This is a genomic window from Alcaligenes sp. SJTW-7 (assembly GCF_047716895.1).
Classification (GTDB): Bacteria; Pseudomonadota; Gammaproteobacteria; order Burkholderiales; family Burkholderiaceae_B; genus Alcaligenes; species Alcaligenes ammonioxydans.
Genome location: NZ_CP136682.1, coordinates 723,279 through 738,817, shown reverse-complemented (window position 1 = coordinate 738,817; position 15,539 = coordinate 723,279). Strand labels below are relative to the sequence as shown.

The following is a 15,539-nucleotide window of genomic DNA, read 5'->3' as shown; positions in this document are numbered from 1 at the left end:
TGGCACCGCTGCGGAGCGGTAGTTCAGTTGGTTAGAATACCGGCCTGTCACGCCGGGGGTCGCGGGTTCGAGCCCCGTCCGCTCCGCCAAAAATTCCAAAAAGCCTGATAGATTTCGATCTGTCAGGCTTTTTTCTTTACTGCTGCAAAACCCATGGCAGGCTTTTATAAAGGCCTGCCTTTCCAGGCACGCCGCAACCCAGCGCCCCGAGTCAAACCATGGTCGCGCTCCGCTCCTCCAAGGCCACCCCGTCCATCGGGCTCTCCTACCGGTACCATGCCCCCCCCCTGATAGTCCCAGCCCCCTTTCCAGGAAATGAGGCGTGGCCCAGGGCTCACGCCAGTTGCAAGCGAGCTGCCTGCGCAGGCCTGTGGCTTGCTAGTGCTCTTGCATTGCTCCCTATTCAAATCAGCAATTGTCTTGCTCCCGCTCTCCGGGGAAGTTAATGTATTGCATTATCGTTACTTCAATATTCAAGAGTCATGCCTGTCAGCACCCTGGGCCAGCGTGGCCCGACCGAACACCATCGCCGCGAACAGATCATCGAGCAGGCCAACAGGCATTTCCGGCTCTATGGTTATCGCAAAACCTCGGTCGCGAGTCTGGCCAAATCAATCGGCGTCTCCAGCGCTTACCTGTATCGCTTCTTCGACTCCAAGCAGGCTATCGGCCAGGCCATTTGCCACTCGGTGCTGCATGGCATGCATCAGCAGCTGCAGCAGATTGTCGACAGTGACCTCCCTCCCATCGAGCGGCTGCGCCACTTTATCGAAACCGCCTGCCAGCTAAGCCTGGAGCTGTTCCTGCAAGAAGGGCGCATGCAGGAAGTCGTGATCGAGGCCCTGCAAAACAACTGGCCCACTGTCGATCAGCACAGGCAGGATCTGCTGGCACAAATCACGGCACTGGTACGCGCAGGCCGGGAAAGCGGAGACTTCGAGCGGCGTACCCCGCTGGACGAAGTGGTTCAGGGCATTTTGTTTGCACTCACAGCCTGTCTGCATCCCGTGCTGCTGGAGATACATCCGGCCGAAAAAACGCGTCAGGGTTTGCTGGTGGTAACTCCCCTGATTTTGCGCAGCCTGATGCCCTGACCTACCTCCCGAGTTACAGTTCAACCAACTATTTACTTACCCGGAGTCCTGCATGGCTCTCTTTCGCTCTCTTAGTCCTGTATTGAGTTTGTCCACCGCCCTGGTTCTCATGGGGTGCAGCCAGCAGACCCAGGAGGCTGACCCGCGCACCCAGGCGCCCTTGGTGATTCAAAGCATGGTTCAAGCCAAGGCGGATCAGCAACGGCGCTTTCTGGGACTGGTCAGCGCACGAATCGAAAGCCCACTGGCCTTCCGGGTGGGCGGCAAAATTGACACACGCCATGTCCAAAACGGTGAACATGTGAAAAAGGGGCAGCTCCTCATGACGCTGGACCCCAAGGACCTGCAGTTGGATCACCGCGCCCGTCTGGCCGCCGTACAAGCTGCCCAGGCTCAGGCCGAACAGGCCGAATCGGATTACAAGCGCCTGTCTTTGCTGGTCGACCAGGGGGGCGTCTCTCGTCAGGCCCACGAACAAAGCAGACAGGCGTTGCGCAGCGCTCAGGCCAATCTCAAGTCCGCCCAGGCACAGGCCGAAATCGCACGGAATGCCGATCAGTACAGCGCCCTAAAGGCAGATGCGGATGGCATTATCACTGCGCAGATGGGTGACGTTGGCCAGGTTGTCAGTCCCGGCCAGGCCGTGCTGCGTCTGGCTCAGGACGGCCCGCGAGAGGTGATCGTCAGCCTGCCTGAGCAATGGGATATTCCGCTGGGCACCCGCGCCACGATCGAGCTGACCGACTCCCAGCAAAGCCTGCCCGCCCGATTGCGCGAACTGGCCCAGTCCTCGGACCCGGCCACGCGCAGCTATCAGGCCCGCTTCTCCTTTGACGATGAAAACATCAGCGCCCGCCTGGGTTCCAGCGCCATCGTGCACCTGACACCCCCGGAGGCGGATGCCTTGAACCAGGTTCCCCTCACCGCGCTTTACGATCCAGGCAAAGGCCCGGGCGTGTGGGTCATCGACGCTCAGAACACCGTGCATTGGCAGGCAGTGACTATCGCCAAGCTGGCCCAGGAACACGCCTACCTTTCCGATGGGCCCGATGCGGGCACCCCTATCGTGGCGCTGGGCGCCAATCTCTTGCACGAAGGCCAGGAAGTGCGCCCTGAAACACGCGAGGCCAAGCCATGACAGGCCGCTTCAACCTTTCCGCGCTGGCCGTGCGCGAACGGGCCATCACGCTATTTCTGATCATCGCCCTGGCGGCGTCCGGCATCTACTCCTTCGTCAAACTGGGTCGGGCAGAAGACCCGGCGTTTACCGTCAAAGTTCTTACCGTTACCACCCTGTGGCCCGGTGCCACGGCCCAGGAAATGCAGGATCTGGTGGCCGAGCCCCTGGAAAAACGCATGCAGGAGCTGCGCTGGTTTGACAAAGTGGAGACTGTCACCCGTCCCGGCACTGCCCTGATGGTGGTGACCTTGAAGGACACCATGCCCCCGGCCGATGTCCAGAGCGAGTTCTACCAGTTACGTAAAAAGCTCCAGGATCAGGCGCCCAGTCTGCCCCAGGGCGTACAGGGCCCTTTCGTCAATGACGAGTATTCGGATGTGTCGTTCAGCCTGTTCGCGCTGCAGGCCCCTGGTTTGCCGCCCCGCCTGCTGACCCGGGAAGCGGAGAAGGTACGCAGCCAGTTGCTGCAAGTGCCCGGCGTCAAGAAGGTCAACATCCTGGGGGAGCAAAGCGAACGTATTTTCATCGATCTGGACGAGACCAAGCTGCACAATTTGCAACTCAATCCCAAACAGATCCTGCAGGCCCTGTCGCAGCGCAGCGCCATGACCCCCAGTGGCGCCATCAGTACCGACGGGCCACGGATTCATCTGCGCCTCAGTGCGGGACTGGATAATGTTCAGGCGATCAGCGACACCTATATTTATGTTCAGGGTCACGCGCTGCGTCTGGGCGATATTGCCACCATCAGCCGGGGCTACGAGGACCCGCCCAGCTTCGAGATTCATCATAATGCGCAGTTTGCCATGCTGCTGGATGTGGTCATGCAAGAAGGCTATAACGGCCTGTACCTGGGCAAAGATCTCGAGAAAGCGCGCGAAGAGATTGCTGCCGCCCTGCCTTTGGGATTCTCGCTGGAGACCGTGACCAACCAATCGGTGAATATTGCCTCGGCGGTGGGCGAGTTCATGTTCAAGTTCTTCGCCGCGCTCAGTGTGGTGCTGCTGGTGTGTCTGATCAGCATGGGCTGGCGGGTGGGGATCGTCGTGGCCGCTGCCGTCCCCCTGACACTAGCCATGGTGTTTGTCATCATGATGATGACGGGCAAGGTCTTTGACCGAGTCACACTGGGCGCGCTGATTATCTCGCTGGGCCTGCTGGTGGACGATGCCATTATTGCCATCGAGATCATGATCGTGAAGATGGAAGAAGGCATGGACCGCCTGAAGGCCGCCGCCTACGCCTGGAATCATACGGCAGCCCCGATGCTCTCTGGCACGCTGGTGACCATTATTGGCTTTCTGCCCGTCGGGTTTGCCCGCTCCTCTGCCGGAGAGTATGCAGGCAACATCTTCTGGATTCTGGCAGCCGCCCTGTTGACTTCCTGGGTGGTCGCCGTGGCGTTCACGCCTTATATGGGCGTGAAGCTCTTGCCCGCCATTGCGGCCCGCCCAGGGGGCCATCAAGCCATTTACGACACGCCCAACTATATGCGCCTGCGGCGCATGATCGCCTGGTCCGTACACCATAAGTTTCTGGTGGCCGGTATTGTGGTGGGGGCCTTCATATTGGCGGTGGTGGGCATGGGTTTCGTCAAACAGCAGTTTTTCCCCACGTCCGATCGGCCTGAACTGCTGGTGGAGGTGCAGTTGCCCGAAGGCAGCAGCATCCAGTCCACTCAGGCCGTCACCCGCAAAGTGGAAAGCTGGCTGCGCGAGCAGCCTGAAACACGACTGGTCACCAGCTATGCCGGACAGGGTGCGCCACGCTTTTTTCTGTCCTACAACCCGGAACTGCCGGACCCTTCGTTTGCCCGTCTGGTCGTCCTGACGGCGGATCATCACGACCGCGATGCCTTGCTGCAGCGCTTTCGTCAGGTGGTGGCCGATGGTCTGACTCCCGAGGCACGGGTTCGCGCCACCCAACTGGTATTTGGCCCCTCCACCAAGTATCCGGTCGAGTTTCTGGTTCGGGGCCCCGAACTGGACAGGTTGCGCGACATTTCGGAACAGGCCATGGCCATCATGCGAGCCGACCCGGACATGCGTCAGGTCAACGTGGACTGGGGCGCACGCGTGCCCGTGTTGAAGCTGGATATAGACCCGCAACGCCTGCAAGCCCTGGGCTTGAACCGCCAGCGTCTGGCCGAGCAAATTCAGCTGCAACTCGATGGTACGACAGTGGCGGAATACCGTGAGGACCTGCGCAATGTCCTGGTCATCGCCCGCAGCTCGGCGATCAACCGGCATGACCCCACCCGACTGTCTGGCCTGACCGTCACCAACGACCAAGGCAAGAACCTGCCACTGGAACAGATTGGGAAACTGGAGATCATCCAGGAGGAGCCCAAGTTGGCTCGCCGCAATCGTTTACCCACCATGACCGTGCGCGGTGACATTGCTCCACACGTTCAGCCGGCAGAAGTGGCCAACCGGGTCATGGAGGCATTTGCTCCCCTGCAAGCCTCTCTGCCACCGGGCTATCTGATCGAGATGGGCGGGATTACCGCCGAGGCCAAGAAATCCAACGACGCTCTGTTGCCGGTCTTTCCGGTCATGATTGCGCTGATGCTCCTGGTCATCGTGATCCAGGTGCGTTCGCTCTCGAACATGATCATGGTATTTCTGACTGCCCCCTTGGGACTGATTGGCAGCGTGCCGGCCCTGCTGATCTTTCAGCAGCCCTTTGGTTTCACCGCCATTTTGGGGCTGATTGGTCTGGCCGGCATCCTGATGCGTAACACGCTCATCCTGATCGAGCAGATCAAGACCAATCGCGCCGAAGGGGCCTCCCCCTATGATGCGGTGATTGAAGCTACCGTCCAGCGCGCCCGCCCGGTTATCTTGACGGCGCTGGCCGCCGTGCTGGCGTTTATCCCGCTATCGTTTTCCGTGTTCTGGGGATCCATGGCATTGACGCTGATCGGCGGCACAGCCATCGGCACCATCCTGACCCTTTTATTCTTGCCCAGCCTGTATGCCATCTGGAATCGCATCCAGGACCCACGGGTCGCATCCCTTGCTTGAAGGCTGAAACTGTGTAAATAATGGATGCATGGTCTGAAACAAGCCCCCCGCGCCCGGCAGATTTTTTCTCTGCCGGCTGCCTCCCATTAAAAATGGGCGCCTTTTGCCGGGGGTGGGCTTTAGCACAGAAACCATGCACCCCACTGCCTGTTTTGTGGGTCCAGAGAACAGAACGACGCAAGATAGCTTATGTCTACACAGAAAGACCTGCCCGCCGCCCTGTCTCACGCATTCGAGAAGGCGATCTACCGTGTACATAGCCCGCAGGGCGATATAGATGTGCGTATCGGCCAGTTCAACAGAACCTTAAATCAGTTACTGCAACAGGAAACCAGCCGTGGGGCGGCGATTTTGACCGCCTGCAATCCAGGCGCACAAATTTGCAGCCGTGCTTTTAACGACGCAGTCCAGGAAAGTTTGCTGCGTAGTTTGCAGAAACTGGACTTGCGCTGGTGGCCTGCAGTCAACCTGGACCCCAATGGTAAATGGCCAGATGAACCCAGCCTGCTGGTACTCGATATCAGCCTGCAACAAGCACGCTGGCAAGCGCGCCTGTTCAAGCAATTGGCTTTTGTCTACATCCCGCTCGATGGCAAGCCGGCCTTGCATGATGTGCAACAACGCCTGCCTGCGTCGAATCAGGCCCAGTTAAACAGCACCACCTCCCTCTAGACGCTGACGAAAACCGGGGGCAATGGCCGCCGCTTTGAGTTTTCCCCCGGGCAGAACCTTCGCCCACGCGCGCCACTCATGACCGCTGGCAACCTGTACCCCGTCCATATTGAAGACCTGGTATTCCATCTTGAAACGTCCCTCCTGCCATTGGACGACCCGCACCCCAATACGAATTTCCTGGTCATAAGTCACCGGCGCACGGAAATTGGCGCCCACATCCACCAGTGGTGTCACCGCGTCGTACTCACTTTGCAAAATACGCTGACTCAACCCCACTTGCCGCAGCCAGGCCTGATACGTGCTGTCAAACCAATAAAAATAATTGGGATAAAAAACAATCCCGGCCTCATCGCAGTCACCCCACTCCACGGTGATGCGGCGCTCGAACACATGCATGTTGATCCTTTGACAAATTTTCCCCTTAGTTTAGCGCGGATAAAAACCTCGAACCCTGGGCAATCAGCCTGTCAATCAGCCATTGAAACATTTTGCAAATATTTGGATGGAAACAATTTGCATCAACATAAATAATGAAAATTAGAAGAAATTATGCGCATTTTCATTCAATTAACATGAAAACAAGCCAGTCAGCCCGACAATGGCGTGCTATCGACAGGGCGGCAAAGTCGTCTTTCAGTGAGGGAGAACCTAGCATAGCCGCGTCACTGAATAAGGTAGCCTGCCATGTCTGTAAATACCCCCGCCCCCTGGACGATCCGTCGCATCATGGAGCTGTACGAGTTGCCTTTTATGGACCTTGTATTCCAGGCACAGACTGTCCATAGACAACACCACCCTGCCAATCAGATCCAGCTCTCCAGCCTTCTGTCCATCAAGACAGGCGCCTGTCCCGAGGACTGTTCCTATTGTCCACAGTCGTCCAAGTACCAGACCGAGCTGGAACCCGAACCCCTGATGCCTCTGGAGAAGGTGCTGGAAGCCGCGCGTGCGGCCCAGGCACAAGGAGCGCAACGCTTTTGCATGGGCGCTGCCTGGCGCTCCCCCACCGAAAAACAGCTGGATCAAGTCATTGATATGGTCAGCGCTGTCAAAGCCATGGGACTGGAAACCTGTGTCACCCTGGGCATGCTCAAAGAAGGCCAGGCCGAACGCCTTAAAGAGGCCGGACTGGACTACTACAACCACAATCTGGACACCTCGCCGGAATTCTACGGACAGATCATCAGCACACGCACCTACCAAGACCGGCTGGACACCTTGGAACGTGTCCGCGCAGCCGGATTGAACAGTTGTTGCGGCGGAATCATTGGCATGGGCGAGAGCCGGCGCGAGCGTGCCGGTCTGCTTGCTCAACTGGCCAATATGCGCCCCTACCCCGAGTCCGTGCCGATCAATCAACTGGTTAAAGTGCCCGGAACGCCTCTGGATCAGGTCGAGGACCTGGACCCTTTCGAGTTTGTGCGCACCATCGCCATTGCCCGCATCCTGATGCCCACCAGCGCCGTACGCCTGTCTGCCGGCCGCGAAACCATGGACGACAGCACCCAGGCACTGTGCTTTATGGCCGGAGCCAACTCGATTTTCTACGGCGAGCAATTGTTGACGACTGGCAATCCGCAGTTTGTGGCCGATCAGGATCTGTTTGCCCGACTGCAACTGGAAGCTGCCAAAACCACCTTGTCCGAACCACCTCTGTCCCTGGAACAGACCCGACCACGCGCCATGCTCGAGGCTCTCTGACATGCTGACCCTGTTCGCCAGTATTCTGTGTAGTGTTGCCGTTTCCATTTTGCTGAAGATCGCTCGCCAGCGGCAGATCGATGTGGCTCAGGCCATCATGGTCAACTACGGCGTAGCAGTCACCTTAAGCGTGGTACTGTTGCAACCCCATCCGAGCAGCCTGCTCAATCCTGCTACCCCGTGGTGGATTCTGATTGCGCTGGGCGTCCTGCTGCCCAGTGTCTTTCTGTTCATGGCGGCCGCCGTCCGACAGGCTGGCATCGTACTCAGTGACGCTGCCCAGCGACTGTCGCTGTTTCTACCCTTGTTGGCTGCTTTTCTTCTGTTTGGCGAACACATGGGCGGCCAGAAACTGCTGGGTATTGCCCTGGCCCTGACTGCCCTGCTGTGTTTGCTGATACGCCCCCGCTCGTCCAGCAGTCAGGAGCCGGGATCCGGGCACCCTGCCCTGATGCTGCTGGCGGTATGGTTAGGGTATGGCGTGATCGACATTCTGTTCAAGCAGCTCTCCAAAGCGGGCGCTGCCTTCTCCAGCAGCCTGGTTGTGTCCTTTTCCCTGGCGGGTGTGCTGATGTTGTGCTGGCTGTTGATCAAGCGCTGCCAATGGCACAAAGGTAGCCTGCTGGCCGGACTGGTACTGGGTTCACTGAATTTTGGGAATATTTTCTTTTATATTCGGGCCCATCAGCTCTTTCCCGAAAACCCGACTCTGGTGTTTTCTGCCATGAACATCGGCGTGATTGCGCTGGGAGCCCTCATTGGAGCCGGTTTCTTCAAAGAAAAGCTTAGTGCGCTCAATATCGTGGGTGTTGTCTTGGCCATAGGAGCCATCGTCGCGCTGATTCCCCGTTAAACAGCCCCCTGCCGGGCCAAGCCCATCGGGGCCCGGCAAACCGCACTATAAGAAAAGCCATATGATTGACATTTAAAGCGACGGGGCACGACTGCTTTTCATCTCCTGTAGATTAGAAAAAACAAATTCTACCGACGCTCACGTCGGAGACTACCCAGGAGACATCATCATGACCGGATTAACACGCCGCCAATTACTACTGGCCACCTGCGCTGCAGCGGGCACATTGGCCACGCCTTGGCTCAGCCGCCGCGTTCTGGCTGCCAGCAAACCGGTGGTCGCTGCCCTGTTCTGCGGCCACATCGATGACAACGGCTTCATGCAGGCGGGCTACCAAGGCTTTAAAAAAGCCATGGATCAGCTCGCTCTTAGCGGCCATTACAAAGACCAGGTTGCCAATGAAACCCAGGCGCAGATGGCCGCCTTGCGTGAACTGGCCACTCACTACAAACCTGACTTGCTGATCGCTCACGGAGGTCAGAATACCGACGCCGCACTGGCTGTCGCCAAGGAGTTTCCTGATATCCGCCTGGTGATCACCCAAGGAGCGGTTACCGCCAGCAATCTGAGCAGTTACGACGTTCGTCAGGAAGAGTCCGCCTGGCTGGCCGGTGCCTATGCAGCCCTGATGACGAAAACCGGCGTGGTGGCACACCAGTCCGGGATACGGGTGCCACCGGGCTTACGCGCCCGTGCGTCCTATGCGGCTGGCGTCAAGCACGCCAATCCGGAGGTGAAGCTGCTGACAAATTTCTCCGGCAATCAGGATGATATTGAGCTGGCCGCCCGCGTCACCCAGGCTCAGGCCAAAGCCGGAGCAGACATCATCTACACCATGCTGAACAAAGGACGTAGCGGCACAACGCAGGCCTGCCGTGAACTGGGCATCAAGCAGATCGGCAATGTGATTGACTGGGTGGCTCGCGAACCCGATGTGTTTATAGGTTCGGCCTGGGCGGATGTAGGCATTGGCGTTTTTCAAGCATGCAAGGACCTGAGCGAAAACAAGTTCGAGTCCGGCAAGATCTTTAAGGTGGGCTTGCAACAGCCTGATGCGGTACGGCTGATCATGGCTCCCGATACCCCGGATGTCGTGCGCCAGCGTATTGCAGCGCTGCAGCAGGACATTCTGAGCGGCAAGATTGAGGTTGAGGCCGAATTTAACGGGCCTGAATTCCAGATTTAAGATTCAGGCAGGCCTACAAAAACCCAGGCGTGGCCTGGGTTTTTTCATGAATGAATCATGCTTGAAAAGGCTACAACACCATGTCCGATTCTGGCGAGGGCTCAGGAACCCGGATCTGACGATGTACGCTTGCTCTCTGCGTCTTCGGCGTGTCCCGGGCTTCCCGTATCGATCTGCTTCCCAGAGCCATCCAAGTCTGCGGCGCTGCCCACGACGGGATCACCCCCCTTGTCTTTCTCTGTATGTGTCGCCCCTGCAGATTCATCCCCCTCCTTGCGCTCCATGGCCGTGCTTTCCATCGTTGCGGGCACCCGCTCTTGAACGGGCGGCAGATCCTCGAACACCGGGTCGTGCGACACGTCAGAGCTGATATCCACGCGTGGGTCCAGCGCCACGGCGGCTGCCGAGCTTTGCAAACTGTCGGGCATGGGCACAAAAGTGGTGGGAGCATCCTGGCTCAAGTGGTCACCCAGTACCTTTTGCGGACGAACCAGCAAGACCAGCGACAAGCCACAGACCGCCACAAAGATGTAATACAGATTGCTGCCGATATAGGTCATCAGGCCACCGGCCAGCAGCGGCCCCACACAGGCCCCCAGCCCATACACCATATAAAGAATGGCACTAAGACCTACGCGCCGCTCCGGATCGACGTTGTCATTGGCAAACGCCGCCCCCAAGGGATACAGGGTAAATTGCAGCACCCCGAACATGGCCGAGAAGATCAGCAAAAACCAAAACGGCACCTCGAACCAGCCCCATAATGGAATGGCCAGGGCCAGCAAACAAATGGCATTGATGCGAATCAGCTTGACGCGGCTCATGCGATCCGCCAGCCAACCTACCGGCCATTGCGCCAGAACGCCCGCGGCCACCGACACCGCCACAAACAAGGCAGCCTGCTCACTACTTAAATGCACGCGCACAGCGTACACCGGTGCCAGACCATAAAAAGCACCCGTCAGCATACCGGCAACCAGCAACACCATCATGGACAGGGGCACTCGATCAACGTAATAGCGTGCATTGATCGGCGCTGGTACCTGCAAAGGCGGGTGACTGCGGCGGGTAATGGCCACGGGCACCAGACTGAAGGCCGAACAAATGGCCACAAATACCAAGGGCTCGTAATTCAAATGGGGAAACAGCGTGAGGGACAACTGTCCCAGCACCGTACCCAGGCTGGAAAACACCATGTAGATGGCAAAAATCGTACCGCGCTGGCTGTTGTCACTTTGCTCATTCAGCCAGCTTTCAATCCCCATAAACTGCACCACCATGGCCGCGCCCGCCAAAAAGCGCAGCAACAACCAGACGTACATGGAGTCGATCAGAATCTGAAGCAGCACACAAATGGTGACAATAGCCGCGCTGGCCGCATAGGCCCGAATATGGCCTACCCCCATGATGAGGCGATGTCCCATACGGGCGCCAAAAACCAGACCCAGGTAATACACGGCAATCAGGCCGCCGATCCACACCTCTGACACCGAGATGGCCGTCAGGCGCACCCCCATGAAGGTATTGAACAGGCCCGAGCTGAGCAAGAGCATCAGGGTCGCAAAATACAGGGACGAGAACGCACCCACCGATGTCAGCATCCACACATCCTAAAAAAACTGCAGAACCGCCCAGGCCATCGCGATCGTTCAGGTGTCGGCACCGATATCGCGACAGAAGCACGGTAAAAAAAAAGCGCCAGCTTGCAGCCAGCGCTTTGTAAGCCTTCTCTCCCACGCCACGCCGGACTGGCGCGGGATCAGATACTTAAGACTGTACCTGTTTGAGCAGGGTGTCTGCATCCGTTGTGTGCAGGCCACCGTCGTTGTCAATGTTCAGCTGCGTGACAACGCCGTCGTCCAGCAAAGCAGAAAAACGCTTGGAACGAACGCCCAGACCTTTGGCGGTCAGGTCAAATTCCAGACCCAGTTTCTTGGTCCAGACCGCGCTGCCATCGGCCAGCAAACGAACTTTGCCATTGACGTTCAGGGACTTGCCCCAGGCGCCCATCACGAAAGGATCGTTTACCGCCACGCACCAGATCTCATCAACGCCAGCCGCCTTGAACGCCTCTGCCTTGGCGATAAAGCCGGGCAGGTGCTGCTCGGAGCAGGTGGGAGTGAACGCGCCTGGAACGGCAAACACGGCAATTTTCTTGCCTTTAACCAGATCAGCCACCTGAAAGTTATTGGGGCCCATAGGGCAGCTTTCCGTGGCGGTTTCAATGTACTCGCTAAGGGTCGCGTCTGGAACGCGCTCACCGACTGAAATGGACATAAGGTCTCCGTATGAATAAATACCGCCAGCATGGCGGCCCGAACAACCTATGATACTAATAGACTGGCCGCGCCAATAGGCAAATAATACTTATCAGTACGTTTCACTTGCCTACATGCCGGGGGAAACCCATTCAACAGAGCCCGGTCATGCAATAAGCGCAAGACGCCAGCAGCCGACGACTCTGACATCAGGCCGTTTCAACACACACCAAAGCAGCCGCTGCACAAAAACAATCTGCCCGCCTCCAAAACGCCCGCCCACAAAAAAGGCCGGGCTTGTCGCCCGGCCTTCAGGGTGATTCACGTTTTACACAGACGACATAACGCCATGCTGCCCCATTATGGGCTCACCCCGCCCTGACCGCGGATAGCAATCAGGACTCCTACAGCCATCCCATCATGCGGGGCAGCCAAAGCGTAATTTCCGGAATGAAGGTAATCATCAGCAGGAAGACCAAACCGGTCAGCAACCAGGGCACCGTGGACTTGGTCACTTCGGTCAGCCCCAGCTTCGATATGCTGGAGGCCACATACAGATTCAAACCGACCGGCGGTGTGGCCAGCCCGATCTCCATATTCACCACCAGCATGATGCCAAAGTGAACCGGGTCCATGCCCAGCTTCATGGCAACCGGGAACAGGATGGGAGCCATGATCAAGATCAGACCCGAGGGCTCCATCACCATGCCGATCACCAGCAGCAAGACGTTCACAAACAGCAGGAACGCGATCAGGCCCATGCCCTGCGACACAATCCATTCGGCAATCGCCTGTGGAATCTGCTCGGAGGTCAGGATGAAGGCAAACATGACCGCATTGGTGATGATGTACAGCAGCATGGCGCTCATGGCTGCCGATTCCAGCACAATGCGTTTTACCTCACGCAGCTTCACATCCTTATAGACCCAGACGGCAATCACAAAGGCGTACACGGCACTGATGGCGGCCGCTTCGGTGGGGGTAAAGACACCGGAATAGATACCGCCCATCACAATGACGATCAGCATCAGGCCCCAGATGGAGTCCAGGAAGGCACGCCAGCGCTCTTTGTAGGAGGCACGCGGCATACGGGGGTAGTCCAGTTTCCAGGCACGGAACATGGTCGTTGCCCCCAGAAGGAATGCCAGGATCAAACCTGGAACCACGCCGGCAATAAACAGCTGACCGATCGAAGCTGTGCCCACTTTGGCGCCGTCCGGACCTTCCACCATCATGCCACTGGTGGCCACGGCGTACATCACCATCACAATCGACGGTGGCAGCAGAATGCCCAGACCGCCCGACGTTGCCACAATCCCGGTACCAAACTGCGCCGGATAGCCTTGTTTGACCATGGCCGGAATCATGATGGAACCAATGGCCGCCACCGTCGCCGGCGACGAACCGCTGATGGATGCAAACAAGGCGCAGGCCAGCACGGCCGCCAGACCCATGCCACCGGGCATGTGCCCCACCAGGGAGGCGGCAAAACGAATCATGCGCTGGGCGACCCCGCCATGAGTCAGGAAACTGCCCGCCAGAATAAAGAACGGGATCGCCATGATCTCGAACTTTTCAATCCCGGTGAACAGCTTGAGCGCAATACTGTCCATCGGAACTTCGGTCATGGTGAACAGAAATCCCATCACCGTCAGGCCCAGGGCAATCGATACGGGCATGCCTGTCAGCAGCAGGACAGCCAGCATGGCAAAAATAATCAGGGCGGTCATGCGCGCGCTCCTTCAGATTCAGACAGACCGCGCTCTGTTTCAGCCACCAGATCCGCCACCGGCTCGTGATTGGGCAAATGCCCCGTCTGAATAAAGTTCATCAAGGCCTGCAGAAAGCGAAAGCACATCAGCAACGAGCCTGCCGGCACAGCCAGATACACAATCCACACGGGCACTTCCAGATCAGCCGACACCTGGGCCGTCTGGGCAATGCCATAGACAAAGCTGCCACCGATCCAGGCCACAATCGCGGTGAACAAAGCGCCCGACAACAGAGAAATCACCACCAGCAGATGACGCCAGCGCGGTCCCACCGCGTTCACCAACACGTCCACCCCCACGTGGATGCCAATGCGCACGCCATAAGCAGCGCCGAACTTGGCCATCCAGACGAACAGGTAAATGCACAGCTCCTGTGCCCAGAGCAGGTTGATGCCGGCCACGCTTCGATAGGTAGAACGAGCCATGGCCATGACGGACTCATAGCCCTGAGCCCGCGACCAGGCCACCAGGTCCGCCAACAGACTGACCGAGTAGCGCTGGCAGACCGCTACAAAAATAATCACTACGGCGGCCACCATCAGAAATGAAATGAACATTTCCTCAAAGCGGTCCAGAAATCGTAAAAACATGGGTAGCTCCAGACTACAGTTGGCCCGCCCGGAACCGGGCTGGCGCAAACAGAGAGCGGGAAGAAAGGAAGAACAGGTCTGAATCAGACCTGTATAAGACAATCAGATGACGCTGCTCTTATTCGGTGGCTTTATAGAAAGCGTCAATCACGTCCTGACCGATACGCGAAGCCATTTCCTTATGAACAGGGCGCAGTTGCTTGACCCATTGTTCGCGCTCCGCATCACTGAGCTGGTAGAACTGAGTCTTGCCGGACTCTTCCATGGCTTTCATGGAGTCGTTGTTCTCTTGCTCGGCAATGTCGTTGGCATACACCGTGGCCTCGCTCATGGCTTTTTCCATGCCTTGACGAATATCGTCAGGCAGGCCTTCCCAGAACTTCTTGTTCACAATCACGGCGTAACCCAGGTAGCCGTGGTTAGACACGGTGGCATGCTTTTGCACTTCGTGCATTTTCTGGGTGTACATGTTCGAAGGCGGATTCTCGGTGCCATCCACAACACCCGTTTGCAAGGCCTGGTAGACCTCGGAGAACGCCATCACCTGGGGGACGGCATCCAGTGCCTTGAACTGGGCTTCCAGCACCTTGGAGGACTGGATGCGCATTTTCAGGCCCAGAAAGTCATCCACGCTTTTCAGCGGGCTGTTGGCGCTCATGACCTTAAACCCGTTGTCCCAGTAAGCCAGGCCCTTGATGCCCTTGGGCTCCAGTTTATCCAGCAGCATGCGGCCCACGGGCCCTTCGGTGACTTTGCGCAGATCGTTGCGGTCATTGAAGATGAATGGCAGGTCAAACACCTCAAATTCGCGCACACCCAAAGGACCAAACTTGGCCAGCGACGGTGCCAGCATGTGTACCGCGCCCAATTGCAGGGCTTCGAGCTCTTCCTTGTCTTTGTACAGTTGCGAGTTTGGGTAAACCTCGACAACCACCTTGCCCTCGGTGTACTTTTCGGCCAGTTCTTTAAAGCGCACGGCCCCCTTGCCCTTGGGCGTATCGGGCGATACGACGTGGCTGAACTTGATGATCAGGGGGTTGGCCATGGCGGGCGCGGACAGAAACACGGACGCCAGCACGCTGGCCACAAGGGTCTTTTTCATGGTTGCCTCCGGTCGGTGGGGAGCCGACACGTGTTATTGATTGATTTGCGTGAAAGCGTGTAGCTTAAAAAAGCGGTCCCGAATTATCTATTGTGGAAATCC

At 57.7% G+C, this 15,539-nt stretch carries 13 protein-coding genes and 1 tRNA gene; 8 read left to right on the top strand and 6 right to left on the bottom strand.

What is annotated here, in order from left to right:
- Positions 1–12 precede the first annotated feature (12 nt).
- The 5 genes from RSQ48_RS03265 to RSQ48_RS03245 all read left to right on the top strand — a co-directional run bounded on the left by RSQ48_RS03265 (position 13) and on the right by RSQ48_RS03245 (position 5,972).
- Positions 13–89: transfer RNA gene (locus RSQ48_RS03265), tRNA-Asp, on the top strand.
- Positions 90–482: 393 nt separating this feature from the next.
- Positions 483–1,094 (top strand): TetR/AcrR family transcriptional regulator, encoded by a 612-nt coding sequence (locus tag RSQ48_RS03260; protein ID WP_059318664.1) that lies wholly within the window; start codon positions 483–485, stop codon positions 1,092–1,094.
- Positions 1,095–1,146: 52 nt separating this feature from the next.
- The gene (locus RSQ48_RS03255; RefSeq protein ID WP_131071303.1) at positions 1,147–2,232 is read left to right on the top strand and encodes an efflux RND transporter periplasmic adaptor subunit; all 1,086 of its coding nucleotides are present in this window, start codon (positions 1,147–1,149) and stop codon (positions 2,230–2,232) included.
- Positions 2,229–5,300 carry an efflux RND transporter permease subunit gene (locus RSQ48_RS03250; protein ID WP_415302158.1) on the top strand — a complete coding sequence of 1,024 codons (3,072 nt, stop codon included), beginning with the start codon at positions 2,229–2,231 and terminating at the stop codon, positions 5,298–5,300. Before RSQ48_RS03255 ends, RSQ48_RS03250 begins: the two co-directional genes overlap by 4 nt.
- Positions 5,301–5,489: 189 nt before the next feature.
- Positions 5,490–5,972 carry a DUF3293 domain-containing protein gene (locus RSQ48_RS03245; RefSeq protein ID WP_003803714.1) on the top strand — a complete coding sequence of 161 codons (483 nt, stop codon included), beginning with the start codon at positions 5,490–5,492 and terminating at the stop codon, positions 5,970–5,972.
- Here the strand turns inward: RSQ48_RS03245 and RSQ48_RS03240 are convergent.
- Positions 5,949–6,371, bottom strand: coding sequence for an acyl-CoA thioesterase (locus tag RSQ48_RS03240; RefSeq protein WP_003803716.1), 423 nt, complete (start codon positions 6,369–6,371; stop codon positions 5,949–5,951). The genes RSQ48_RS03245 and RSQ48_RS03240 overlap by 24 nt on opposite strands.
- Positions 6,372–6,659: 288 nt before the next feature.
- Between RSQ48_RS03240 and bioB the strand changes: the two genes are divergently transcribed.
- From bioB to RSQ48_RS03225, 3 genes are all read left to right on the top strand, one after another.
- A complete protein-coding gene (gene bioB / locus RSQ48_RS03235; RefSeq protein ID WP_003803719.1) occupies positions 6,660–7,676 on the top strand; it encodes a biotin synthase BioB in 1,017 nt (338 codons plus the stop codon).
- A gap of 1 nt (position 7,677) precedes the next feature.
- Entirely contained in the window at positions 7,678–8,529 is an 852-nt protein-coding gene (locus RSQ48_RS03230) for an EamA/RhaT family transporter (protein ID WP_415302157.1), read from the top strand.
- A gap of 169 nt (positions 8,530–8,698) precedes the next feature.
- Positions 8,699–9,715, top strand: coding sequence for a BMP family protein (locus tag RSQ48_RS03225; RefSeq protein ID WP_415302156.1), 1,017 nt, complete (start codon positions 8,699–8,701; stop codon positions 9,713–9,715).
- A gap of 101 nt (positions 9,716–9,816) precedes the next feature.
- Here the strand turns inward: RSQ48_RS03225 and RSQ48_RS03220 are convergent, their stop codons facing one another.
- The 5 genes from RSQ48_RS03220 to RSQ48_RS03200 all read right to left on the bottom strand — a co-directional run bounded on the left by RSQ48_RS03220 (position 9,817) and on the right by RSQ48_RS03200 (position 15,437).
- The gene (locus RSQ48_RS03220) at positions 9,817–11,316 is read right to left on the bottom strand and encodes an MFS transporter (protein WP_415302155.1); all 1,500 of its coding nucleotides are present in this window, start codon (positions 11,314–11,316) and stop codon (positions 9,817–9,819) included.
- Positions 11,317–11,482: 166 nt separating this feature from the next.
- Positions 11,483–11,992, bottom strand: coding sequence for a peroxiredoxin (locus tag RSQ48_RS03215; protein ID WP_003803725.1), 510 nt, complete (start codon positions 11,990–11,992; stop codon positions 11,483–11,485).
- 385 nt (positions 11,993–12,377) lie between these two features.
- On the bottom strand, positions 12,378–13,703 hold the full coding sequence (locus RSQ48_RS03210) for a TRAP transporter large permease (protein WP_415302154.1): 1,326 nt from the start codon (positions 13,701–13,703) through the stop codon (positions 12,378–12,380).
- Positions 13,700–14,335: a TRAP transporter small permease gene (locus RSQ48_RS03205; RefSeq protein WP_003803728.1), complete on the bottom strand. Its 636-nt coding sequence runs from the start codon at positions 14,333–14,335 to the stop codon at positions 13,700–13,702. Before RSQ48_RS03205 ends, RSQ48_RS03210 begins: the two co-directional genes overlap by 4 nt.
- A gap of 118 nt (positions 14,336–14,453) precedes the next feature.
- Entirely contained in the window at positions 14,454–15,437 is a 984-nt protein-coding gene (locus tag RSQ48_RS03200) for a TRAP transporter substrate-binding protein (RefSeq protein WP_003803732.1), read from the bottom strand.
- Positions 15,438–15,539 lie beyond the last annotated feature (102 nt).